At 63.5% G+C, this 20,566-nt stretch carries 25 protein-coding genes; 16 read left to right on the forward strand and 9 right to left on the reverse strand.

The genetic code is table 11. From position 1 onward, the window contains the following. From CH275_RS05030 to CH275_RS05040, 3 genes are all read left to right on the forward strand, one after another. On the forward strand, window positions 1-1,421 hold a 1,421-nt coding region (locus CH275_RS05030; RefSeq protein ID WP_256990858.1), incomplete at its 5' end, for an MFS transporter. A gap of 36 nt (window positions 1,422-1,457) precedes the next feature. Then, window positions 1,458-2,378, forward strand: a complete 921-nt coding sequence (locus CH275_RS05035) for an ABC transporter substrate-binding protein (RefSeq protein WP_094675822.1) — start codon at window positions 1,458-1,460, stop codon at window positions 2,376-2,378. A gap of 2 nt (window positions 2,379-2,380) precedes the next feature. Continuing rightward, window positions 2,381-3,364, forward strand: coding sequence for an ornithine cyclodeaminase family protein (locus CH275_RS05040; protein WP_094675824.1), 984 nt, complete (start codon window positions 2,381-2,383; stop codon window positions 3,362-3,364). Between the two features lie 204 nt (window positions 3,365-3,568). Here CH275_RS05040 and CH275_RS05045 read toward each other — a convergent pair whose 3' ends face one another. Beyond that, the gene (locus CH275_RS05045; protein ID WP_179275985.1) at window positions 3,569-4,795 is read right to left on the reverse strand and encodes a GGDEF domain-containing protein; all 1,227 of its coding nucleotides are present in this window, start codon (window positions 4,793-4,795) and stop codon (window positions 3,569-3,571) included. Between the two features lie 124 nt (window positions 4,796-4,919). Between CH275_RS05045 and CH275_RS05050 the strand changes: the two genes are divergently transcribed. From CH275_RS05050 to CH275_RS05065, 4 genes are read left to right on the forward strand one after another with little or no spacing between them, the layout of a single operon-like run. Continuing rightward, window positions 4,920-6,125 (forward strand): MFS transporter, encoded by a 1,206-nt coding sequence (locus tag CH275_RS05050; RefSeq protein WP_094675828.1) that lies wholly within the window; start codon window positions 4,920-4,922, stop codon window positions 6,123-6,125. Between the two features lie 14 nt (window positions 6,126-6,139). Beyond that, window positions 6,140-6,496: an ArsR/SmtB family transcription factor gene (locus CH275_RS05055; RefSeq protein WP_094675830.1), complete on the forward strand. Its 357-nt coding sequence runs from the start codon at window positions 6,140-6,142 to the stop codon at window positions 6,494-6,496. A 27-nt stretch (window positions 6,497-6,523) separates the two neighbouring features. Beyond that, window positions 6,524-7,060 carry a copper resistance CopC family protein gene (locus tag CH275_RS05060; protein WP_094675832.1) on the forward strand — a complete coding sequence of 179 codons (537 nt, stop codon included), beginning with the start codon at window positions 6,524-6,526 and terminating at the stop codon, window positions 7,058-7,060. Between the two features lie 35 nt (window positions 7,061-7,095). Beyond that, the gene (locus tag CH275_RS05065; protein WP_094675834.1) at window positions 7,096-7,839 is read left to right on the forward strand and encodes a TetR/AcrR family transcriptional regulator; all 744 of its coding nucleotides are present in this window, start codon (window positions 7,096-7,098) and stop codon (window positions 7,837-7,839) included. Here CH275_RS05065 and CH275_RS05070 read toward each other — a convergent pair. The 3 genes from CH275_RS05070 to CH275_RS29370 all read right to left on the reverse strand — a co-directional run bounded on the left by CH275_RS05070 (window position 7,812) and on the right by CH275_RS29370 (window position 9,839). Continuing rightward, the gene (locus tag CH275_RS05070) at window positions 7,812-8,780 is read right to left on the reverse strand and encodes an AurF N-oxygenase family protein (RefSeq protein ID WP_094675836.1); all 969 of its coding nucleotides are present in this window, start codon (window positions 8,778-8,780) and stop codon (window positions 7,812-7,814) included. The genes CH275_RS05065 and CH275_RS05070 overlap by 28 nt on opposite strands. A gap of 225 nt (window positions 8,781-9,005) precedes the next feature. After that, on the reverse strand, window positions 9,006-9,323 hold the full coding sequence (locus CH275_RS05075) for a hypothetical protein (RefSeq protein ID WP_094675838.1): 318 nt from the start codon (window positions 9,321-9,323) through the stop codon (window positions 9,006-9,008). A 90-nt stretch (window positions 9,324-9,413) separates the two neighbouring features. Next, on the reverse strand, window positions 9,414-9,839 hold the full coding sequence (locus tag CH275_RS29370; RefSeq protein WP_179275986.1) for a hypothetical protein: 426 nt from the start codon (window positions 9,837-9,839) through the stop codon (window positions 9,414-9,416). A gap of 189 nt (window positions 9,840-10,028) precedes the next feature. On the opposite strand from CH275_RS29370, the gene CH275_RS29375 reads away from it, so the two are divergent. After that, a complete protein-coding gene (locus tag CH275_RS29375; protein ID WP_179275987.1) occupies window positions 10,029-10,910 on the forward strand; it encodes a GGDEF domain-containing protein in 882 nt (293 codons plus the stop codon). Window positions 10,911-11,014: 104 nt separating this feature from the next. After that, window positions 11,015-11,629 carry a class I SAM-dependent methyltransferase gene (locus tag CH275_RS05085; RefSeq protein WP_094675842.1) on the forward strand — a complete coding sequence of 205 codons (615 nt, stop codon included), beginning with the start codon at window positions 11,015-11,017 and terminating at the stop codon, window positions 11,627-11,629. 23 nt (window positions 11,630-11,652) lie between these two features. Here CH275_RS05085 and CH275_RS05090 read toward each other — a convergent pair whose 3' ends face one another. Further along, window positions 11,653-12,162, reverse strand: a complete 510-nt coding sequence (locus CH275_RS05090; RefSeq protein WP_218828748.1) for a GNAT family N-acetyltransferase — start codon at window positions 12,160-12,162, stop codon at window positions 11,653-11,655. A gap of 59 nt (window positions 12,163-12,221) precedes the next feature. Here CH275_RS05090 and CH275_RS05095 point away from each other — a divergent pair, with 59 nt between their 5' ends. Continuing rightward, entirely contained in the window at window positions 12,222-12,776 is a 555-nt protein-coding gene (locus tag CH275_RS05095) for a DinB family protein (protein ID WP_256990859.1), read from the forward strand. A 4-nt stretch (window positions 12,777-12,780) separates the two neighbouring features. Here CH275_RS05095 and CH275_RS05100 read toward each other — a convergent pair whose 3' ends face one another. Both CH275_RS05100 and CH275_RS05105 read right to left on the reverse strand, forming a co-directional pair. Further along, entirely contained in the window at window positions 12,781-13,071 is a 291-nt protein-coding gene (locus CH275_RS05100) for a hypothetical protein (RefSeq protein ID WP_094675844.1), read from the reverse strand. A 59-nt stretch (window positions 13,072-13,130) separates the two neighbouring features. After that, on the reverse strand, window positions 13,131-14,159 hold the full coding sequence (locus CH275_RS05105) for an ABC transporter substrate-binding protein (protein ID WP_094675846.1): 1,029 nt from the start codon (window positions 14,157-14,159) through the stop codon (window positions 13,131-13,133). 177 nt (window positions 14,160-14,336) lie between these two features. Here CH275_RS05105 and CH275_RS05110 point away from each other — a divergent pair, with 177 nt between their 5' ends. From CH275_RS05110 to CH275_RS05130, 5 genes are read left to right on the forward strand one after another with little or no spacing between them, the layout of a single operon-like run. Then, window positions 14,337-15,353 carry an intradiol ring-cleavage dioxygenase gene (locus tag CH275_RS05110; RefSeq protein ID WP_094675848.1) on the forward strand — a complete coding sequence of 339 codons (1,017 nt, stop codon included), beginning with the start codon at window positions 14,337-14,339 and terminating at the stop codon, window positions 15,351-15,353. A 31-nt stretch (window positions 15,354-15,384) separates the two neighbouring features. Then, the gene (gene tatA, locus CH275_RS05115; RefSeq protein WP_094675850.1) at window positions 15,385-15,597 is read left to right on the forward strand and encodes a twin-arginine translocase TatA/TatE family subunit; all 213 of its coding nucleotides are present in this window, start codon (window positions 15,385-15,387) and stop codon (window positions 15,595-15,597) included. Further along, the gene (gene tatC / locus CH275_RS05120; RefSeq protein WP_094675852.1) at window positions 15,594-16,382 is read left to right on the forward strand and encodes a twin-arginine translocase subunit TatC; all 789 of its coding nucleotides are present in this window, start codon (window positions 15,594-15,596) and stop codon (window positions 16,380-16,382) included. Before tatA ends, tatC begins: the two co-directional genes overlap by 4 nt. Then, window positions 16,370-16,840 carry a preprotein translocase gene (locus CH275_RS05125; protein WP_256990860.1) on the forward strand — a complete coding sequence of 157 codons (471 nt, stop codon included), beginning with the start codon at window positions 16,370-16,372 and terminating at the stop codon, window positions 16,838-16,840. Before tatC ends, CH275_RS05125 begins: the two co-directional genes overlap by 13 nt. Before the next feature lie 2 nt (window positions 16,841-16,842). Further along, a complete protein-coding gene (locus CH275_RS05130; protein ID WP_094675854.1) occupies window positions 16,843-17,865 on the forward strand; it encodes a hypothetical protein in 1,023 nt (340 codons plus the stop codon). Window positions 17,866-17,893: 28 nt separating this feature from the next. Here the strand turns inward: CH275_RS05130 and CH275_RS05135 are convergent, their stop codons facing one another. Both CH275_RS05135 and CH275_RS05140 read right to left on the reverse strand, forming a co-directional pair. Then, window positions 17,894-18,397: an LppA family lipoprotein gene (locus CH275_RS05135; RefSeq protein WP_179275988.1), complete on the reverse strand. Its 504-nt coding sequence runs from the start codon at window positions 18,395-18,397 to the stop codon at window positions 17,894-17,896. A gap of 56 nt (window positions 18,398-18,453) precedes the next feature. Beyond that, on the reverse strand, window positions 18,454-20,178 hold the full coding sequence (locus tag CH275_RS05140; RefSeq protein WP_143546688.1) for an alpha/beta hydrolase: 1,725 nt from the start codon (window positions 20,176-20,178) through the stop codon (window positions 18,454-18,456). A gap of 88 nt (window positions 20,179-20,266) precedes the next feature. Between CH275_RS05140 and CH275_RS05145 the strand changes: the two genes are divergently transcribed. Next, window positions 20,267-20,566, forward strand: a complete 300-nt coding sequence (locus tag CH275_RS05145) for a WXG100 family type VII secretion target (protein ID WP_179275989.1) — start codon at window positions 20,267-20,269, stop codon at window positions 20,564-20,566.

Raw genomic sequence — 20,566 nt, forward strand, 5'->3', positions numbered from 1 at the left:
CCATCCCCCCGAACGAACCCACCCCGCCACCCGCATCAGGACTGACCAATGCTCTCGATCGCATCGGCTTCACCCGAGTGCAGGGCGCAGTGATCCTGCTGCTGATGGCCGGTCTGTTCTTCGACAGCCTGGAGCAGAACTCGACCGGCGCGATGGGACCGCTCATCAAGGAATCACTCGGAATCGGTAACGCGCAATTGACTCTCATCAACACCGCCACCGTGATCGGCGGTCTCGTCGGACGCCTCGTCGGCGGATACATCGCAGACCGCTGGGGTCGACGAACGGCGTTGAGCCTCAACCTGCTCGTCTACACGCTCGGTGGCCTGATCAGCGCCGCGGCCGTGAGCTACGAGATGTTGCTCGCCAGCCGCTTCATCGTCGGCATCGGCCTCGGCGGCGAATTCACTGTCGGCTTGGCCATTCTCGCCGAACTCGTCGCTACCCGTCACCGCGGCTCATTGCTGGCGACGCTCAACATCTCGTCCGGCGGCATCGGCAATATCGCCTCCTTCGGCTTCTTCATGCTGGTACTCGGCCCGCTCGGCGGCATGCTCGGCGGCGACGACACCTCGTGGCGCTGGACCTACGTAATCCTCGCGCTGCCAGCCGTATTGGTCGTCTTCTTCCGGCGCTATCTGCCCGAATCGCCACGGTTCCTGATGTCCAAGGGCCGGGTCGACGAGGCCAATCGCAGCCTCACGAGGCTGGCCAGCGGCTCCATCTCCGGTCTCCGAAACCCGGGACCGACAAGGCAATTCGTCACTGCCGACGACATTCTCCCCACCACCGAGAAGACGTCTTACGCCGAGGTATTCAAGGGACAGAACTTGCGCCGCACAGCCGCCGTCGGAGCCGCATCGTGGATGTCCTTCGGTGCTCAGGTCACGCTGCTGTTCCTGATGCCCATCCTGTTGGTCTCCCGCGGCTATTCGCTCACCGATTCGCTGTTGTTCACGATGATCATGAACATCGGTAGCCTGTTCGGAGCCTGTGCCGCATGCTATTTGGCCGGACGCGTCCGTCGACGCCCCACCGTCATGACCGCTGCGACTCTGGGTTGCATCTCCGCCATCGCCTTCGCAACCCTGGCGAACAGCGTCGCCACCATCTTGATCCTCGGTGCGATCTTCCAGTTCTTCACGATGATGCTCAACACGATGCTCTCGGTATGGACACCCGAACTGTTCCCCACGTCCATCCGCGGCATGGGCACCTCGGTAGTCAACGGAATCGGCAATGTCGCCGGAGCCGTCATGCCGTTCGCAGCCCTCTTCTTCTTCGATATCGCCGGTGTTGCTGGAGTATTCATGATGATCGCCGGCATGTACGTCCTCCTCGTCGTCGCCGCGAAGTTCGGCCCGGAGACCTTCGGCCGATCGTTGGAGGCGGTGAACGAAAAGGAACTCGTAGCAGCGTAATTCAGAGCCCTATCACGAAAGAAAGTAGAGAACACCATGACCGATCACCTGTCCATCTCCGCTACGGCGCACGGACTGAACTACCTTCCCGAGTACTACGCCGACCACGCCGGACTCTTCGCGGACAACGGCCTGTCCGTCCACGCCAAGGCCTGCGACCCGTGGACCGGCGTGCTCGACGACCTCGCCAGCGGCGAAGCCGACATCGCTCTCGGCGGTCTGTGGGTCCCCGGAATGTACTGGGGCACATCACGACAGCTCACGGTCTTCGCACAGCTCAATCACCAGTTTCCCAAGGCCCTCGTCATGCGGGAACCGACGCCGCAGGGATTCAGCTGGTCGATGTTGACCGGAAAGACGGTGCTGGCTCCGGGAATCGGGGGTAGCGCACCGTATGCGATCACCGCAGGCATGATGCGCGAGAGCGGAGTCGATTCGTCGCGCACCACCTTCCTACGGGACCTGTCGACGCCGATGTTCGTCGAACTGTTCGAGGACGGCCTGGGCGACGCGATCATCCTCGACATCACCACCACTCAGATCATGTCCGATCGCGGTACCGGCCATATCGTCGTCGAGTACGCCGAGGTCGGCGGACTCGGACCGAACAGTGTGTACTACTGCCGCACAGATCGTTTCGAGGAGCTCGAAGAACGACTCGTGAAGTTCGCAACAGGTCTCGACGCCGCGATGGCGACCGTCAAGGCCACCCCGGTAACCGAGCTCCAGCCGCTGCTTGCCGAGCATTGGCCGAACATTGCAATGCCGACGCTCTCTGCGGCCTGCACCAGAATTCAGCAGTCGCAGACCTGGGACACCGTTCGCATCGACGGTGATGCCAGCGACCGTTGGATGCGAATCCTGCAGGAGGAAGGCATGGTTCGCTCCGCACCGTCGTTCGCAGACCTGGTCACCTCTCGCGTGGTCGACGCAGCCGAGCTCACGGCGGTCGGCTGACCATGACACTGGTACTGCGTCATTCGGAGATCTCGTCGCTGCTCGACCGCGCGGCAGTGTTCGGTGCGGTCGAGCGCGCTCTGAGCGAGCTGTCCACTGGCAGCGCTCAGAATCCGGCTCCGCCGTCGATGGACGGGACCGAGGACGGTCGGATCATCCCCATGGTGGCGCAGTCCGGCACCGCTGAGCTCGCAGTGGTGAAGGTGTTGTCGGACCTGCCGGGGAACCGCGCACGCGGCCTTCCCCGGCAGCGCTCGACCATGTTGGTGACGTCGACTCGCACCGGCGAGTGCGTCGCGGTGCTCGACGGCCGGGCGATCACGGCGATTCGTACCGCTGCCGCCAGTGCCGTGGCCACCGCGCACCTCGCACGTGCCGACAGCTCCGTCGTCGGAGTTGTCGGAGCAGGAAATTTGGCCGTCGAACACGTCCGTGCGCTGTCCAGCATCCGCGATCTCGACAGCATCGTGGTCTGGTCGCGATCCGCGGACACGGTGGAACGGTTTCGCGACGGCATCGCGGACTTGGACCTGAAGATCGAACACGCCGTATCGGTCGAAGACGTTGTGCGACAGTCCCATATCGTCTGCACGCTCACTCCGTCCGTCGAGCCGATCCTGTTCGGGCAGTGGTTGAACGCCGGCACTCACCTCAACGTCGTCGGGGCCGCACCGCGCCCGAACGAACGCGAGGTCGACGGTACGGCCATGGCACGGTCGAGGGTGGTAGTGGACAGCATCGCCACTGCCCTGTCGAAGTCGGGTGATGCACTGCTGGCGATCGCCGAGGGTGCCGTCGACGACAGTCACTTCGATACCGAGCTCGGCGATGTCATCACCGGCCGGAAGACCGGACGCTCCACCGACGCAGAGATCACACTCTTCGACTCCACCGGCATCGGACTGGAGGATCTCGCTGTTGCCGAACTGGTCATTCACCGCGCCCGTGCCACCGGAGTAGGGACCGAGATCGATCTGACGTCGTGACCACGTCCGCAAACGCGCGCGCGTTTGCTGAACGCGCGCAAGATCGCGTCCGATTCGGGCCTAATCCGCTCGCGTCTGACAAACGCGCGCGCGTTTGCGAAAGAACCGACCCCACCCGACCGCACCCCGCACCCGCACCCCGACGGCGAATGAATGCGACTCTGTTGCACTCCGACCGACTGAAACCCGCCTTGATCCAGAACCTCAGGCGCGCTTGGACGAATACATTCGTTCGTCCGCGATGCGCAGCAGCTGGTCCGGGTCCGTGGTCGGTTCCCAACTCCATCCGACGCTCACCGATACCGGGATGTCGGTGCCGTCGATGTCGTAGGGACCGGCGAGGAGTCCGCGGACTCGGTCGGCGAGCCGTTCGACTCCCTCGGCCGATCTGGCACTGTGCAGCAGGGCGACGAATTCGTCACCGCCGACGCGGCAGGCGATGTCCTGAGCACGAGTGTTGTCGAGGATGCGTCGTCCGAGCGCGGCGAGTACTCGATCGCCGACTGCGTGCCCGAATCGATCGTTGATGGATTTGAACTCGTCGACGTCCACGAAGAGCATTCCGACCGGCCGATCGGTGGCCATCACCTTCAGACTGTTCAACTCGGCCATGAGTCGTCGACGATTCCCCAGCAAGGTGAGGTCGTCGATCAGCACCTGGCGTTCGAGTGTCGCTTCCGCGGTCTTTCGTGCGGTGATGTCCTGGATCTGCGCGATGATCACGTCACCGGCCTCGGCGTCGCGCACCGCGGTGGCGTTGCGCTGCACCCAGATGGTGGCACCGTCCTTGCGGATGTATCGCTTCTCGGACGCGACGCTGGTGAGGGTTCCGTCGGCCAATCCTCGCAGGTGCTCGTCGGCGAGGGGAATGTCATCGGGATGAGTGAGATCGCGAAAGGTCTTGTCCTGCAGTTCTTCCACCGTGTAACCGAGTAGTTCGCACAGGGCCTTGTTCACCTGGAGCCATCGTCCGTCCACCGTGAGGACCGCTTTGCCGATCGGGGCGTTCTCCATCCCGATCTGGAACAGCCGGATCGCTCGGTCTCGTTGGCGTTCCATCTCTGCGCGCGCGCTGATGTCGACGACCATCGTGGTGAAACCCACGACCACACCGTGTGCGATATCGGGGACATACGTGGACTGGGTGGCACGAACCGCGCCGCGAACGTCTATCTGCGTGCGATCGAACTGCTGCAGCTCGCCGCCGAGGACACCGGTGATGTGCGGCAGATTCAGTTCGTACAGAACATCTCCCAGCAGTTCGCTGATGTGCATGCCGACCAAATCCGGCGGTTCGATGCCGAAGTAGTCGGCATGAGCCTGATTGGCGAAGACGTTTCGGAGCGAGCTGTTCCAGTAGCCGATCATCGACGGCAGCTGATCGACGGCGCGACGCATCACCTCGTTCGATGTGTTGCGGGTGACGGTCATGAACCACCTCATTTGTAACGCCGACCGCTAGACGTTACCGGAGAGTGTCGCATTTCGCCTGCAACAGGCTCAATCCAAAAAATACACGAGTGCGCAAGTGCGCACACGTGTGTACGTTGAAGTCATGCTTCGCAACAACATCGTTTTCCGACGCCTCTTCACTGCGCAAGTTGCTGCGCTGCTGGGCACCGGGTTGCTGACGGTCGCTCTCGGTCTACTCGCCTACGACATCGCCGGCAGCTCCGCCGGAGCAGTGCTGGGCACTGCCCTGGCGATCAAGATGATCGCGTATGTTTTTGTCGCACCGATTGTTTCGTCTCTGACGAACGCGCTCCCCCGCAAGCTCGTACTCGTCACCGCGGATGTCGTGCGAGCACTCACCGCGCTGACATTGCCCTTCGTCGATCAGGTATGGCAGATCTACGTCCTGATCTTCGTTCTGCAGGCAGCGTCGGCAACCTTCACGCCCACCTTCCAGGCCGTCATCCCGTCGGTCGTTCCGGACACACGGCAGTACACCCGCGCACTGACGCTGTCCCGGCTCGCCTACGACCTCGAGTCCCTGGTGAGCCCGCTGATCGCAGCGGCATTGTTGACGGTGATCAGCTTCCACACCCTGTTCGTCGGCACGGCACTGGGTTTCGTCGTCTCCGCGGCGATGGTGATCGGGACTCTTCTGCCGAAACACGTTGCTGCCGAGCACAACAGGCCGACCGACGGAATCAGGACGTTCCTGAAGCGCCATGAGCTGCAGGGCTTACTGGCACTGAACACGGTCGTTGCTGCAGCCACCGCACTGGTGACCGTCAACTCCGTGGTCTACGTTCGCGATCTGTTCGGCGGCAGCAGCAGCTCACTGGCCTTCGCGCTGGGCTTCTACGGTGCCGGCTCGATGGTCGCAGCATTGTTCGTCCCACGAGTACTCAGATCCACGAACGATCACCGCCTCATGCTCACCGGTGCCGCAGTAGCCGTCGCGGGAACCGCCGCAGCAACGGCGGTCTCGACCCTCAGCGGAGGACCATCGGCCTGGATTGCTCTCGCCACAACTTGGTCGATCCTGGGCATCGGAACCTCGATGATCAACACACCGTCGGCCATAATTCTGCGTCGTGAGTCCGACGAGACCACTCGAGCGTCGATCTTCACGGCGCAGTTCTCGCTCTCTCATGCGGCGTTTCTGATCACGTACCCGGTCGCCGGTTGGGTGGGGGCGCAATTCGGACAGTTCACCGCGGCTGCGGTGCTCACCGGCTTGGCTACACTAGCGGGACTGTCCGCAGCACGCCTGTGGAGTCGCACCCGTGATCCGGTCGTCGTCTCCGCGTAGGGAGAAGACGTTCGATGCCACCGAAGAAGGAACCGCGCATCAGTCTCGACCATGCCGTCCAACCGGACTCAGCGCGCCTCGCGACGGCAAGCGACACCTTTCGGATGCTCTCCGATCCCACCCGACTCCACATCCTGTGGCTACTCGACCGCGGCCCCGCAGACGTCAGTGCATTGACCACCGCCACCGGAACATCGCGCACCGCCGTCAGTCAGCATCTGGCCAAGCTCCGATTCACCGGACTCGTCGACACTCGACGCGACGGCCGCAATGTCATCTACAGCTTGGCCGACGGTCACCTCGCTCGTCTCGTGCGTGAGGGCCTCAATTTCGCCGATCACAAGGTCACCGGCGAGCCCTCGCACGAATAACCCTGCACCACAACAAGAAAGCATCCGATGAAACGCCTGGCCGTGATTGCAGCCGCCATTCTCACTGCGACGACGCTGTCGATCGCTCCGGCGTCGGCGCACGCGGCTCTGCAGTCGAGCAACCCTGCCGAGAACGCCGCGCTCGACGCCGCGCCGGACGAGGTGACCCTGACGTTCAATCAGGCGGTGCAGTCGAACTTCGCCACCGTTACCGTCATTGCACCCGATGGGATCGATTGGGCAGCATCGGATCCCAGCGTCGACGGCAGCACGGTGACCGTCGATCTGGACGGGCTCGGCGCGGCGGGCGAGTACACCATCGGTTACCGAGTGGTCTCCGCCGACGGACATCCGATCACCGGCAGCGTCCCGTTCCAACTCACCCAGGCTGCGGCCGCACCGCCGGTCGCGGACCTCGACTTCACCAACGAGGCCGCGCAGGCCGCACCTCAGGACACCGAGGTGGTCGAGGACAACGGCTTCCCACTCTGGACGATCGGGGCGGTGGTGGCCGTGGTCGGTGCTGCAGGTGTGCTGTTCGCGCTTCGTAAACGCAGCAACTGACGGCCTCACTCGATGCGGACGTGAGATCATGCAGCATGAGTGACGCTGGCCAACGCCCGAAGTCCGATGGCCGTAAGCGGCGTTGGGAACAGCACAACACCGATCGTCGACGCCATATCATCGACGCCGCCATGACGGTTCTGGCGCGCGATATCGCTCCCGGTGAGCGGCTCACCACCGCCCAGATCTCCGCCGAAGCCGGGGTCCATCGCACCGGGCTCTACCGTCATTTTCGCGACCGCACCGACCTCGACACCGCGATTCAGCGGGCCATCTGCGATCAACTGTCGGCAGCCCTGGTCACCTCCTTCGAGTTGACCGGGACCCCTCGTGATGTGGTCCACCGCGTGGTGAGTACCTACGTGCGGTGGGTTGCCGAACATCCCGCGTGGACGCGTTTCGTCGAGCAGGATGTGAGCGCCGAGTCGCCTACTCCTCTCGAAGAGACCAACGCGATGCTGGCCGAGCAGCTCGAGGTCAGCGTCGCCGCGTTCCTCGCGCTCGTCCATGCGGACCTGACGACAGACGACTGGTCGTTGGTGCGGCCGTGGGTGGCAGGGTTGGTCTCCGGATGCATGGGCGCGGTGCGCAGTTGGAGTGGGCAGACCGAATCACGCACCGGCCTGGACCATTTCGCCACGTTCCTGGCCGACACCATCTGGCTTCAGGTCAAGGGTCTCGGGGCGTCCCGCGGGATCGCGATACCTCAGGTCCCCCTCGAAACCGTTCCTGTCGAAGCCGCCCGAGGAGCTCAGCCGAACGACGGCTCACTGCGGTAGCGCGAGGGCCGTCCGTCGATACCGAGAGCGCGCCACACGCGTCGGGACACGCGGTTCATCAGTCCCAGTTCGCCGGCGAGCATCCGTACGTCACCGAAAGTGTCGCGCAATGCCTTTCGTGACGAGTCACTGTTCCACCACACGGCGTCCACGACCTCGTCGGGGATGTCGAGGTCGCGTCGCATCTGCTTGCTCGGTTTCATGATGACGTCACAGAGCAATCGCATGATGACGGGCGTCAGGATCGATATCGATGCCTTCTCGAAGGTGCCGAGACGAGGAGCCTTGTACCGCAGGAACTGATGCGCGAAGCCGATGTGACGGGCTTCCTCGGCGATGTGAATCTGCATCACGCGCTGGACGAGTGGGTGTCCGACGCTACCGGCACGCAGGACGCCCTTCTGCATGTGGTCGATCGGCTCTTCGCCCGCGAGGACGCCGACGAAGAATCCGAACGGTGCAGATCGACTGGCGAACAGCGCGAGCACCGGCACGATCTTGCGGAACCACGCGGGCCCGCCCGGCACGTCGATGCCGATGCGGTTCACCAGTTCCTGGAACATCTGGGTGTGGTGGCACTCTTCGGTGGCCTCGTGCGTCGAGTACCGGAATTCGGGTGAGTCGTTGGGCAGCGTCAGGGCGTAGTGCATGAGGCCGCTGATGAGGATCTGCTCGAACTGCAGTCCCACCTTGACCATGCTGGCCTGGCGATACATACCGATGTGGATCTGCCGGTCCAGGGGAAGTGACTTGTACCAGTCGGTGTGTCCGAGTGGGTCGGCGTCGGGCAGCACCCAGCGCGGATCGTTGGGAACGATCGCGTACTCGGGCTCGTCCCACGGAATGTCGAGGAAGGCGTCGAAATGCTGATGCACCGATGCCGTCGACAGCGCATGCAAGGTGTCTCGGTAGAGCGTTCGTGAGTCGTCGACTGCAGTCATGGTGTTCCTTCCGCCTGCGTCCGAGCAATGTGTACGCAACACAGCGTCACACATAAACCGAGTTAGTGCAACGGACCGTCGCAGATACTCGAGGAATTCGTTTCGAACGACAAAACCGGCCGACCGCTGTGCGGTCGACCGGCCTCGAAGACTTTCGCGCACCATTGCCGTGCACAGAAGTTCGTAGCGGGCTACGAGTTTCCGTACACGTGCGACGAAGTCGCTCTACAGCACCATCGCAAGGAAACCCACACCGACGATGACGCCGACAATTCCGGTACCGACAGCCAACGCCGTGTCGGTGCGTTCGGCGCGCTCACCGGTGAGGTCGGGGGTGCGATCGGCCCACAATGCGGAGGCGACGGCAATGATGCCGGCGGCGACGCCGAGTCCGGCGGCCCAGAACGAGACCACGGACAGGGCACCGAACATCACGGCGATTTCGGTCACCTGAGCGCGGGTACGGATGCGCCGATTCCACCACTTCGGGGGCGTGTTTTCGTCCAACTCACGTGCATCGAAGTTGGAAGAGGTGACCGTCACTGTCGACTCCTTTCGGGTAAGAATGTGACTCCATTTTGGCACTCGACGGTCGAGAGTGCCAATCTCCTGCTCCGGCGACGCCGGCCGGATTCAACCCCACAGAAGTCGCTGCCCCACAGACGCTCTCATCGGTCCCAGGTCGAAGGTCGTCGTATCGGGCAGCAGGTACGGAACGAGAATGTGCATCGCGTAGTCGCGGTGTTCGAGCAGAACCTCGAGATGCATGTCCGACGCCCCCTCGACGGTCGCGTCCGAGACGATGGCGTACGACCGGAGATCACTGGACGTGGCACGCAACCGGTCGACGAGTGTCGTATGAACTGCCACGTTCGACGGTGCCTCCGCCTCCAACGCGAGGACCCTCTGACCGTCGGAGATGTGATTGACGACCGCCACCGGTTCGAGGCCCCACTTCTCGGTGATGCGCTCGGAGGCGATCTCGATACACACGTCGAGCAGGTCGTCGAAATCCCGTTGACACTCGGCGCTCGTCACTTCACGCCACTTCTTCATCATCGAAAAGCCCCCATTGTCGAACTGCTACCCACCACTTCGACGGGGCCCGAGCGCGAACGGTTCCCGAAAGTCGTACATTCGTGCCAGTTTCACTGCCTACTGGCGACAACTCCCGCAACAGTCGGCCGGAGCGAGCTTCCGGCAGACGCACATGTCGTTGAGCTCGACCCGGCCTGGACTAGACTCGCGATGCAGGAAGGGGAGAGAGCGGGTCGTTACGTCGTGGAGGATCACTGGTACCGGCGCATGTTCGCCGCCAGCCCCGTGGCGCAGGCTCTCTCCGACGCCGACGGATTGTTCGTCGCCGTCAATGCCGCCTATTGCGAACTCGTGGGCCTGCCCTCCGCGGAACTGATCGGTCGATCCGCGACGGTCCACACTCACCCGGACGACCTCGCACTCCACAGCAGCGTCGAGGATCTGATGGCTGCCGGGACGGCCGCAGACAAATCCGTGAAGGTCGAGGTGAGGTTCGTTCGACCGAACGACGAGATTCGCTGGGCTCTACTGACTCTGGTTCCTTTCACCGGCCCGTCCGATGCCGAGTGGACGCTCGCCGCCGTTCTCGATATCACCGAACGAAAAGAGGTCGAGGACGGCATCCTGCGTGCGTCCCGAACGGATCAACTGACCGGGGCTCTCAACCGTCGCGGCTGGTCGGACCATGCCGTGTCCGTCGTCGACGACGATTCGGTCGACACAGTCGTCGCAGTTCTCGATCTGGACCACTTCAAACAGTTCAACGACCACTTCGGTCACGCAGCCGGCGATGCATTGCTCCGTGACTTCGCGTCGACGGCCCGCAACTGCATCGGTGCCGAGGGACTCCTGGCACGATGGGGCGGAGAGGAATTCGCGATCACCCTCCGCAACTGCGATCGTCGTGGTGCTCTTCGGATCCTCGAGGCTCTTGCGGCCGCCACCACCAATTCAGGGGTGACGTTCTCCGCCGGGTACACGGTCCAGCGACCGAACGAAGGTCTTCGCAACACACTCGACAGAGCCGACGCACTGATGTTTCAGGCGAAACGCTCCGGCCGCAATCGAATGGTCACCGACGCACCCCGCTGACACAGCGCGAATTCCGTGCAACTTGCCGATACGGCAAATTTAGTTGCCATATCCCCGTTGGGGCTGTCACTCTGGAATCACACACCGCCACGAAAGGCCATGACATGACGCACGCCTTCGACAAGGACTATTGGGAGCACCACTGGGATGACAGAACATCCCATACCGTCGCAGCGAATCCGTATCTCGTGGAGGAAACAGCTGGGTCGACGCCCGGCACCGCACTGGACGCAGGATGTGGTGCCGGGGCGGAAGCGATCTGGCTTGCCGAACAGGGCTGGCGGGTCACCGGTGCCGACATCTCCGCTGCTGCTCTGGATGCCGCCGCACAGCAGGCACAGAATGCCGGGGTCGACGTCACCTGGATCGAATCCGATCTGACCACCTGGAATCCTGACGAGCGATGGGATCTGGTCATGACCCACTACGCGCATCCGTCGATTCCGCAATTGGACTTCTATCGACACATTTCGCAGTGGGTGGCACCGGGCGGTTCGTTGCTCATCGTCGGGCATCTGCTCGATGCCGCGCACCATCATTCACACGAGGGGGCACCACCGCGCGAGGCCACCGTCACCGCGAAAAACATCACTACCCTGTTCGACGCCTCCTCCTGGCGCGTCGATACCGCAATCGAGCGTTCCCGGACCGTCGTCGGTACAGGTGTGCACCCGAAAACGTTGCGCGACGCGGTGGTTCGGGTTACCCGAGCAGTGTGAACCGGCGACAGTGCCACTGAGTCTCATTGGGTCGCATCGAGTCGGTAGTGACGCGAGTGCGCACCGTCGTAGAACTCTTCCGTGTACTCGGTGAAGCCGGCGCGTTCGGCTACTCGGCCCGAGCGTTCGTTCGCCACATTCACGCTCGCCACCAACGGAATCCACGGCAGCGTGCGGGCACGCCAGTCCACAATTGCTGTTGCCGCCTCCACCGCGTAGCCGTGGCCCCACACCTCCGGACCGAAGCGGTAGGCGAGGTTCAGCACACGTTCGCCGTGAAAGTCACGGACTCGAATCCCTGCCAGCCCGATCACGTTCGGGCTGATGCGGGTGCTCACCGCGCAGTACCCGTACCCGTGTTCTGTCCAGTGTGCCAGCCACGAGTCGACCATGAGGTCGACCTGTGCGGCGTCGGGCGGGTCCGATTCAAATCGGGTGGTGCGGGGATCGGTGTGCAATTCGATCATCGTCGGTCGATCTTCGTCACGCAGGGGACGCAGGATCAGCCGGGCAGTTTCGATGTCGGTGAACACAACCGCAAAGTTAGCGTTCTTCCGCGGAATTGCCCACGACGGATGCCAGCTCACCGCACATGTCGACTCGACGCCGCGAGCAGCTCGACCCGGTGTACGGTCCGATGGTGCAGAGCAAAGAACCCGTGGTGACGTCGCAGCAAGACGACGTCGAAAGCCGTGTCGCTGACGCCACTCTGGCGATCACCGGCCAGAGCCTGTCGTCCATGACGGACATCCTGCGGGACCTGGGAGACGAGCTGGCCAACACGAAACCGGACCTGCCAGGTGCCAACAGTCCGTACGCCATCGTGTTCCACTGCGTCGCCGTGATCGAGTACTGGGCGGGCTCGGTGATCGCCGGCCTGAAGATCCCGCGGGACCGCGCCGCCGAGTTCACGGCCGAGGGCCGGGTCGACGATCTGACCACACGGGTCGACGAGGTTCGGGCGCGTCTACCCAAGTGGGTGAATGCCGCACTGCACGAAGGGATTCGCGATCGGACCGTCATGGGCACCACACGCCCGGAGCTCGCCACCGCCACCCCGGAGTGGGTATTGACACACCTGGTGCGCGAGCTGGCCCAGCACCTCGGCCAGCTCGAGCTCACACGGGACGTCCTTCGTCGGGCGTGACCCCTCAACGATCGATGGTGACGTTCGGCCACGGTGGCCGCCTCACGACCGCCGCACATCCCAATGTCGCGGCAATGAGGCCGGTGAGTGCACCGATCAGATGGATGCGGCCCATATCGACAGCCGGAGTCCATGTGGCCGTGCCGTCGGTGATGGTGAACAACCCCACGGCGGTCTCTGCTCCCCGAGCCGATCGACGCGATACCGGCAGAACGGTCGTGCGGTCATCCACTCTGACGGTCTCGCCGTACTGCACGGCCGACGGGCTGAACACGTCGGGCAAGCGTGAGGTCATGGGCACTCCCGGAGTCGACGGACGGACATCCCGGTCAGACTACCGCTCCTCGGTAGTACTCAGCCGGCGTTGTTGACGGCGGCTGCGAGACCGTCGACCAGAGTCGGCAGGAAGTACGGAATCGACAACGCCGTCGGACCCACTGCAGCTCCGGCTTCCTGGCCGACGAACCCGGCGACTGCACCCGCCGCGACTGCCGGAATCTGCCGTGACACAGGCGAATCGACGAATTGCTGTAGCGCGTCGTCGGTGTCGACCTGAGTGAACACCACATCGGCGTCGATTTTCGAGATGTTCTCCGCCGAGACCGTGGTCGAGTAGGTGGCGTCATCGGTCGCGAGATCGGTCACCGATGCAGGCGAGACGAAGCCGAGGTTCTCGAGCAGCTCCACCCGAGGGTCCGACGGCAGCAGCAGGTAGTACACGTCGGCAGCCTCCGACACGTATGCGATTGTGCGGCGCTCGAATTCGGGATGCTGCGCACCTGCCTCGCTCACCTGTCGGTCCAGATCGGACACCAGATCGCGGGCCCGATCCGGAACGCCGAGAACATCTCCGGTGGTGGTGATGACGTCACGCCACGGCGTCGACCACAGCTCTTCGGGCGGGGCGATGACGGGGATTCCCGCGTCGGTCACCGCGTCGTATTCGGCCTGCGTCAGGCCGGAGTGCGGGGCCAGCAGCACATCGGGATCGGCGGCGAACACCTTCTCGACCGTCAAGGCGTTGGTGACGTTGTCGAGCAGAATCGGTGCCGGCCCGCCACTCGAATCGATCGCATCGGATATCCACGGGTAGATCAGATCGTCACCGCCGCCGTATTCGGCCGAGGGCATGGCCACCGGCACGATGCCGAGGGCGAGTACCGCGTCGGTGGTACCGAATCCCCAGGTAGCCACTCGTTCTGGCACTGCGTCGAGGGTGGTCTCGCCGTACATGTGCTGCACGGTCAGAGGAAACGAGCCGGTAGACGGCGCATCGGCCGGGGCGTCGGCACTATCGGACGAACTGCAGCCGGCGAGCGCGATGGACGCGGCCACCACCGCGGTGAGCACTGCAGCGAAGCAAGAAGTTGCGCGATGAGTCATGAAAGTCCTGTGTCTCGGTGATCGAATTTGTAGGTTAGCCTTAGCTATCCATTCTGGCAAAACCGACCGCCCCGGGCTCACAGGAACCTTGCAGCGAGGGTTCAGCGTCCTCACCGGAACATCCCAGAGTATTGGCATTACCGAAAACACCGATGCCATCTCAGAGGAGATCCGACGATGACCCGAATTCCGACGCCCCCAAACCCCCAGCCCATCAACACTTCTGCCGGTCCCACCTACGAGGGACGACTACTCGACCGCCCCGCCGAGGAAGTGGTCGATCAGGGTGCCGGGTTCGACATCACCACCCTGATCACTCGCCGCCGCGTCCTCAGTATCGTCGGTGCCGGGGCCGGGGCATTCGCACTGGCTGCCTGCTCTACCAGCTCGAACGCCGGAAGCAGCACCACCACAGCAGTTTCCACGACGGCGACCACCGCGAGCGCCACGAGTGAAATCCCCCAGGAGACCAACGGCCCCTACCCGGCCGACGGCACCAACGGCGTCAATGTTCTCGAAGAATCGGGAATCGTGCGCAGCGATATCACGTCGAGTCTCGACGGCGGCACGACGGTCAGCGGAGTGCCGCTCTCGTTCACCTTCACACTCACCGACCTCGCGAACGACAATCGACCGTTCGAGGGTGCTGCCGTCTACCTGTGGCAGTGCGATGCGGACGGCCAGTATTCGATGTACTCCGAGGGTGTCGAGGACGAGACGTATCTGCGCGGCATTCAAGCGGCAAACTCCGATGGCACAGTCACATTCGAGACCATCGTCCCCGGATGCTACTCGGGTCGCTGGACCCACATGCACTTCGAGGTCTATCCCGACGCGGCGTCAGCAACCAACGCGGACAACGCTATTGCTACCTCGCAGGTCGCGTTCCCTCAGGACATTCTCGACGCGATCTATCAACTCGACTCCTACCCGAACTCCGCGAAGAACCTGGCTCAGCTCGGCAGCCTCGACAACGACAATGTGTTCGGGGACGGCTACGACCTCGAGATGGGGACGTTCTCGGGCGACCCCACTTCCGGCTACGTCGGATCTTTGGCCGTGGCCATCGACACCACCACCGAACCGGCCACAGGTGGAGGAGCACCTGCAGGAGGTGGCGGTCAGCCTCCGATGGGCGGCGGCACTCCACCCGCAGGCGGCCCACCCGCCGCCGGTACCGCACCCACCAACTGATCGCACCTACCCCACAACCGAAGGAATCACAATGTTGCACAACCTCACCGGATGGCACGCCCTCATCGTCCTCGCCATCGTTCTGCTCGTGTTCGGCTCCACCAAGCTACCCGCACTCGCCAAGGGCGTCGGCCAGTCGATGCGCATCCTCAAAGACGAAGTGCGCGAGGACAAGACGACTACCAACCGCGATGACGCCGCCGACGCTGAACACGTCACGGTTCCGTACCGACACGCGTCATGACCACAACCACCGCCGCGCGAGGTGTGATGCCCCTCGCTGGGCACATTTGCGAGGCACGTCGCCGCGCTGTTCGCGCGGCGGTGTCGCTTCTCGTCGGCATTGCGATCGGATTCGCCCTCTCCGATCAGATCCTCGACATCCTGCGTGCCCCTGTCGAAGAGCTGGCCCTCACCCGTCAGGCGAGTCTCAACTTCGACACTGTCACCGGCGCTTTCGATCTCGAACTCAGGATCGCACTGTTCACCGGCGTGATCGTGTCGAGCCCCGTCTGGCTGCGCGAGCTGTTCGCCTATCTCACCCCCGGCATGACGCGTCGGGAAAAGAAGTACGTGTACGGGTTCTCGGCTGCAGCGGCTCCACTGTTCGTGGCCGGGTGCGTGTTTGGATTCACCATCTTTCCGCGCATGGTCAGCGTGCTCGCCGGCTTCTCCTCCGACGAGGACAGCACCATCCTCAACGCCTCGTACTACGTGGATTTCGTCATGAGGATCGTGCTGGCCACCGGTATCGCCTTCGTCCTCCCCGCGCTGCTGGTGATGTTGAACTGCCTGGGCATCCTCTCCGCACAGAGACTGCGCAGCAGCTGGCGGCTCAGCGTCGTCGCCATCGCGCTGTTCAGTGCACTGGTCACTCCCGCCGCCGACGTCCTCTCCATGTTCCTGGTCGCGTTGCCGATGGCGACCCTGTTCGGTGCGGCCGTCGCGATCACCGAGATACACGACAGGCGAGCCGCACGACGCGCCCTCACACCACCGAAACCGGAGCTCACATCATGTTCGGCTTGACCTTCGAGAAACTGTTCCTGGTAGCGATCGTCGCGGGCTTCGTCCTCGGTCCATCGCGGCTCCCCGGGTATGCCCATCAACTCGCGCGGGCCGTGCGCTCCGTGCGCCGTTTCGTCGACACCACCCGCAGCGCAGCGGAGGACGAGATGGGCGTTCCGTTGCGTCGGAGCGAGTGGGAATCGCTGGACTTGCGCCAGTACGACCCTCGCCGCATTGTGTCCGACGCACTGCGCGAACCTGATTCCCCGTCGGAACAGGTACTCGCCGAAGCAGCCCGCGTACGGCCCGGTCAGAAGTACCTCATCACCGGGCCCGCGTCGCATCCGCGCCGAATTCTCATCGCTTCGTTGCCCGACAACGACCCGCGTCGTATCGCGGCGCAGGTAGTCCCGAATGCCGCAACTGCAGGTAGTACGGCGAAAGAAGGACGTTGGGTAACACAGTCCGGCATGATGTAGCGATGACTACCAGCGTCTTGGCTGCTTCGGAGTCGGGTGTGTCCGCAATTGCGTTGTGGACTTTGATCGTCGTCGTCATTGCCGCGCTCGGTGCTGCGTGGGCGGCGTTGACCGTGCGTCGGGTCGGCGCGAACGAGGACGTCATTTCCCGCGAGGTGGCGGCGCTGCACACTGCTGTCGATCGTCAAGTGCGCCAGTCGAGCGACAACGACTCGTGGAACCGCGACCAGGTGACGGCGCGATACCAGGAGCTGCTGTTTGCGCTGTCGAATGTCGATCGAGTTGTCGCCGAGGAAATTCTGGCGGCGGTGGTCTCCACACCGGTGGGTGACCTCGCTGCTGCGACGCGGGCGTTGAACAAAGCCTACGACCAATTGAATCTGGCGCTCACCGCAGCACTGGTGGTCGCGCGCAGGCGCGTACATCCGTTGGCGTTGGAATTGTCGACCGGTATCGACCGGCGGGTATTGGCCCCGCTGACACCCGAAGCCCGAATCCCTACTCCCGCCTACGAGCGCCTGCAGAGCGAGCATGCGTACATCATCAGAATGCACTCGTTGTTGCTCACTGCGATGCGCGCCGATCTGGGTCTACTCGACCCCAGCGCCGAGGCAACTCTGATTTTCACCACCAAAGAGGTGGAATCGGGTTCGCTGGCCGATCGGTCGACGGCAGCCGGACGCAGTGGGGTGCAGTTGATCAACCTGCTCGAGGACTTCGGTGTGACGCCGTTGCTCGGCGCGGAGGACGACTACGTGATGACCGACGCGCTGGCGATCCAGTGCCAGGAGCTTTACAGCGCGGTGAGCCCGAACTTCCAGGCCGTGATGCGGCACATCGGCGACGAAATCCATCTTGCAATTCGACCCGACCTCACCGACGAACGCCTCTACGAGATCTACGACATCGCCGTGCGATTGGTCGAAGCCGGATTACGCGGAAACATCCACCGCAGAGACGGATTGGACGGCAGTAGCCTGTTCCTCATCGATCCGACCCATCGAGCAGGAACGGAACGGCTGTAGCGCGGGCGACTCTTCAGCGCACACCGAATCACCGCAAGTAGCAGCCCGTCGTGATCATCAGCGCGGTGCGTCCGCCTGCACCCAGCAGTATCCGGCCGCCGTCGGGGTCGCGCATGCTCACCGAGCGCCGTTGCTCGTCTTCGTGATTGAGATCGACTCCGTCGAAACCGTTGGCCACTGCGATGGAATCGACTGCCTCGAGCACTGCCGCCCATCGATCGGACGGAATGGGAGTATCGGAACTGAACGGCAGCAGTTTCACCTCGATCCCCGGCGTGTTCGAATATGGCGCGCTGCAGGGTGATTCGCTGCGCGCTCGGGTGGTGGACCATTCCAGGCCCGGCACCAGTGTCGAGATCGCCGCCTTGATCTCCTCCTGCATTCGCTCGAACTTCGGTTCCACAACGCTCAGCCGCCCCGGCCGTTGCTTCAACTCCTCGGTCAGTGCGGCAGTTTCCTCTGCCCTGATTTCCGAATCGGCCTTCCCGGGCTGACGATGATCCCCCTCGTACGGCTCCGGTGTGTTGCTCATGCACCCTCCCAGGAATACGGCAGCGAGTACGGCGGCGCACGCGCGTCGCGGTGTCGTCATCGGGCCACCGCCACATCCGGAATGCCGGCGACCACGGCAGCTTGATTGAACTGACTGGTGGTGTCCAGCTTGTAGTAATCACTGTGACTTCCCATCCGGTCGATGATGGGGCCGGTGAATCGATCGGTGGACATGAGCGCGACGTCGGTACCGTCGGGCATCACGATGTCTGCGGCTCGGGTCGAGAGATCGTGCACTCCGGCGATCTCGCGTGGATCACCGTCGAATCGGGCCAATGCAGCGACACCGTCTCCGCCGGATGCGAGGGTGTACGCGTCACCGCCGATGTGTAGTGCGCCGAGGTTGTCGGTACCCACACCGGGCGATCCCATGAACACCGCGTCGTCCACACCGGTACCGTCCTGCAGCGCGAATCCTGTTGTGAGAGAACCATAGGAGTGTCCGACGGCCGTCAGATGGGGGTCGTCCGAGCGCGATGCGTCGATGCCGTCGAGGAAGGACGCCAGTCGGTCGCCTCCCGTCCGTGCCATGTCATCGGACAGCACCCCCACGTTCTGCGGTGCCTCGTATCCCATGAAGGCCACCGACGCGACGCTCTGCCCGGCAGTGTCGGTGCTGTAGTGGTCGAGTTGCCACTCGGACAGGTCCCGCACGGACCTCACGTCGCCCACCAGGTTTGCCAGGCCGCCGTCGACGGTGCTGGTGAAGCCCGGGGTGTGTACGGACACGTGGTCGGCGGTGTCCACGTCTCCCACCGCGACCACCGCGGTTGCCAGCGTCCGGCCCGGAGAGGCATCGAAAGACAGCAATTGCCTGTCCGGGAACGGGATTCGGTTTCCTTCCGGATCCCGTGCCACGTTGCCGTCCTCCCCCAGCTCGAACATCACGCGTTCGACGGCATCCAGAGATGCCCGTTTGTCCAGTGCGAGTTGCAGTCTCTTCTCGTCGAGTGCGTTCTCGGTCTGCTCGAATCGAGCGCGCGCTTCGTTGATCTGCCCGTCGATGGTGCTGCGATCGAGATCCAGTTGCGCCAGGTTCGCAGTCGACCGCTCGGCGGCAGGGATACCGTCGAGGTCTCCGATCCAGTAGGGGCGCTCGGACCGGACGTAGTCACGCTGATCGTCGGTGAGCGAATCCCACCACTGGTTGTTCTCAGCGGGCTTGCCGTCTTCCGGCGGCATCGGGGCCTTCATCGATCCTTGATCACCGCCGAAATCGACGGCCTCGCGTACGTCGGTGCTGCCGTGGTCGGTGATCGAATTCTGCGCGGCAGCAGTCATGATCCCGGCCGCGTTCTCTTCGATGTCCGTTCCACGACGGACGATTTCGCCGACGCGGTCGAGGAGTTCGGCTTTCAGTCGCTGACGGTCGGCGGCTTCGGCGTCGGTCTGATTCGGCGATCGCTCGAAAGCCCATCTGTCCCAGAGGGTGTTGTCGTTGCACACGGCGAAGTCGTTCGCGAAAGCGAGTGACGAGACGTCGGCGAGCGCTCGCTTCAGCGCGGTGACGGCATTTTCGGTGTCGTCGGTGAGCCTCTTGACGGCCCCGGTCTGCGCTGCGGAGTCGGTCAGGCGGTCTACGACGGCATCGAACGCACGGCGGGCCTCCTCGCTGGTCTCCCCTACCCAGCCGTCGACGAGTTCGGGGCGAGCGAGCTGATCACCCAGTTCGATCAAGGTGCTGATTCTGCTGGCGAGCGAGCGACTGAGCCGCTCGAGCCCCGCCGTGTCCCAGTCGTTGATTCCCCCGATGTCAACCACGCGGTCAAGGTACCAGCCCACCGCCGTCCCAACCGGGTGTTACGTTCACCGTAGTGACAGGCACCAACTGCCTCGGGGGAGGAATGTGATGGGGGATCGTCTGGAAGTCGTCGTGTCTGCGCTTCTCGACGCAGCGGGCAGAACCGACCTTGCGATCGAGAGGGCGTCTGCTGATCTGGCCGTGGTGGCACGCGACATGTCGGCGGGTACAGCGTGTTGGCCGGGAGCAGCAGGTGTGGCGTTCTCGGCCCTCGTGTCTGCGTGGGAAACAGCCGACTCGACGCTGTCGACCGAGGTGAAAGACCTCGCTCGAAAACTACAGGCATCGGCACGCGACTATGCAGAGGCCGAGGCTCGAACAGAAGCGCAGATTCGCGGTACCGGCTGA

The sequence above is a fragment of the Rhodococcus sp. 06-235-1A genome (assembly GCF_002258785.1).
In the GTDB taxonomy this organism is placed as follows: domain Bacteria; phylum Actinomycetota; class Actinomycetes; order Mycobacteriales; family Mycobacteriaceae; genus Rhodococcoides.

Excerpts from the sequence above, each read along its gene's own strand:
- CH275_RS05035 (WP_094675822.1), top strand. The coding sequence starts at position 1,458 with ATGACCGATCACCTGTCCATCTCCGCTACGGCGCACGGACTGAACTAC.
- CH275_RS05040 (WP_094675824.1), top strand. The coding sequence starts at position 2,381 with ATGACACTGGTACTGCGTCATTCGGAGATCTCGTCGCTGCTCGACCGC.
- CH275_RS05045 (WP_179275985.1), bottom strand. The coding sequence starts at position 4,795 with ATGACCGTCACCCGCAACACATCGAACGAGGTGATGCGTCGCGCCGTC.
- CH275_RS05050 (WP_094675828.1), top strand. The coding sequence starts at position 4,920 with ATGCTTCGCAACAACATCGTTTTCCGACGCCTCTTCACTGCGCAAGTT.
- CH275_RS05055 (WP_094675830.1), top strand. The coding sequence starts at position 6,140 with ATGCCACCGAAGAAGGAACCGCGCATCAGTCTCGACCATGCCGTCCAA.
- CH275_RS05060 (WP_094675832.1), top strand. The coding sequence starts at position 6,524 with ATGAAACGCCTGGCCGTGATTGCAGCCGCCATTCTCACTGCGACGACG.
- CH275_RS05065 (WP_094675834.1), top strand. The coding sequence starts at position 7,096 with ATGAGTGACGCTGGCCAACGCCCGAAGTCCGATGGCCGTAAGCGGCGT.
- CH275_RS05070 (WP_094675836.1), bottom strand. The coding sequence starts at position 8,780 with ATGACTGCAGTCGACGACTCACGAACGCTCTACCGAGACACCTTGCAT.
- CH275_RS29370 (WP_179275986.1), bottom strand. The coding sequence starts at position 9,839 with ATGATGAAGAAGTGGCGTGAAGTGACGAGCGCCGAGTGTCAACGGGAT.
- CH275_RS29375 (WP_179275987.1), top strand. The coding sequence starts at position 10,029 with ATGCAGGAAGGGGAGAGAGCGGGTCGTTACGTCGTGGAGGATCACTGG.
- CH275_RS05085 (WP_094675842.1), top strand. The coding sequence starts at position 11,015 with ATGACGCACGCCTTCGACAAGGACTATTGGGAGCACCACTGGGATGAC.
- CH275_RS05095 (WP_256990859.1), top strand. The coding sequence starts at position 12,222 with ATGTCGACTCGACGCCGCGAGCAGCTCGACCCGGTGTACGGTCCGATG.
- CH275_RS05100 (WP_094675844.1), bottom strand. The coding sequence starts at position 13,071 with ATGACCTCACGCTTGCCCGACGTGTTCAGCCCGTCGGCCGTGCAGTAC.
- CH275_RS05105 (WP_094675846.1), bottom strand. The coding sequence starts at position 14,159 with ATGACTCATCGCGCAACTTCTTGCTTCGCTGCAGTGCTCACCGCGGTG.
- CH275_RS05110 (WP_094675848.1), top strand. The coding sequence starts at position 14,337 with ATGACCCGAATTCCGACGCCCCCAAACCCCCAGCCCATCAACACTTCT.
- tatA (WP_094675850.1), top strand. The coding sequence starts at position 15,385 with ATGTTGCACAACCTCACCGGATGGCACGCCCTCATCGTCCTCGCCATC.
- tatC (WP_094675852.1), top strand. The coding sequence starts at position 15,594 with ATGACCACAACCACCGCCGCGCGAGGTGTGATGCCCCTCGCTGGGCAC.
- CH275_RS05125 (WP_256990860.1), top strand. The coding sequence starts at position 16,370 with ATGTTCGGCTTGACCTTCGAGAAACTGTTCCTGGTAGCGATCGTCGCG.
- CH275_RS05130 (WP_094675854.1), top strand. The coding sequence starts at position 16,843 with ATGACTACCAGCGTCTTGGCTGCTTCGGAGTCGGGTGTGTCCGCAATT.
- CH275_RS05135 (WP_179275988.1), bottom strand. The coding sequence starts at position 18,397 with ATGAGCAACACACCGGAGCCGTACGAGGGGGATCATCGTCAGCCCGGG.
- CH275_RS05145 (WP_179275989.1), top strand. The coding sequence starts at position 20,267 with ATGGGGGATCGTCTGGAAGTCGTCGTGTCTGCGCTTCTCGACGCAGCG.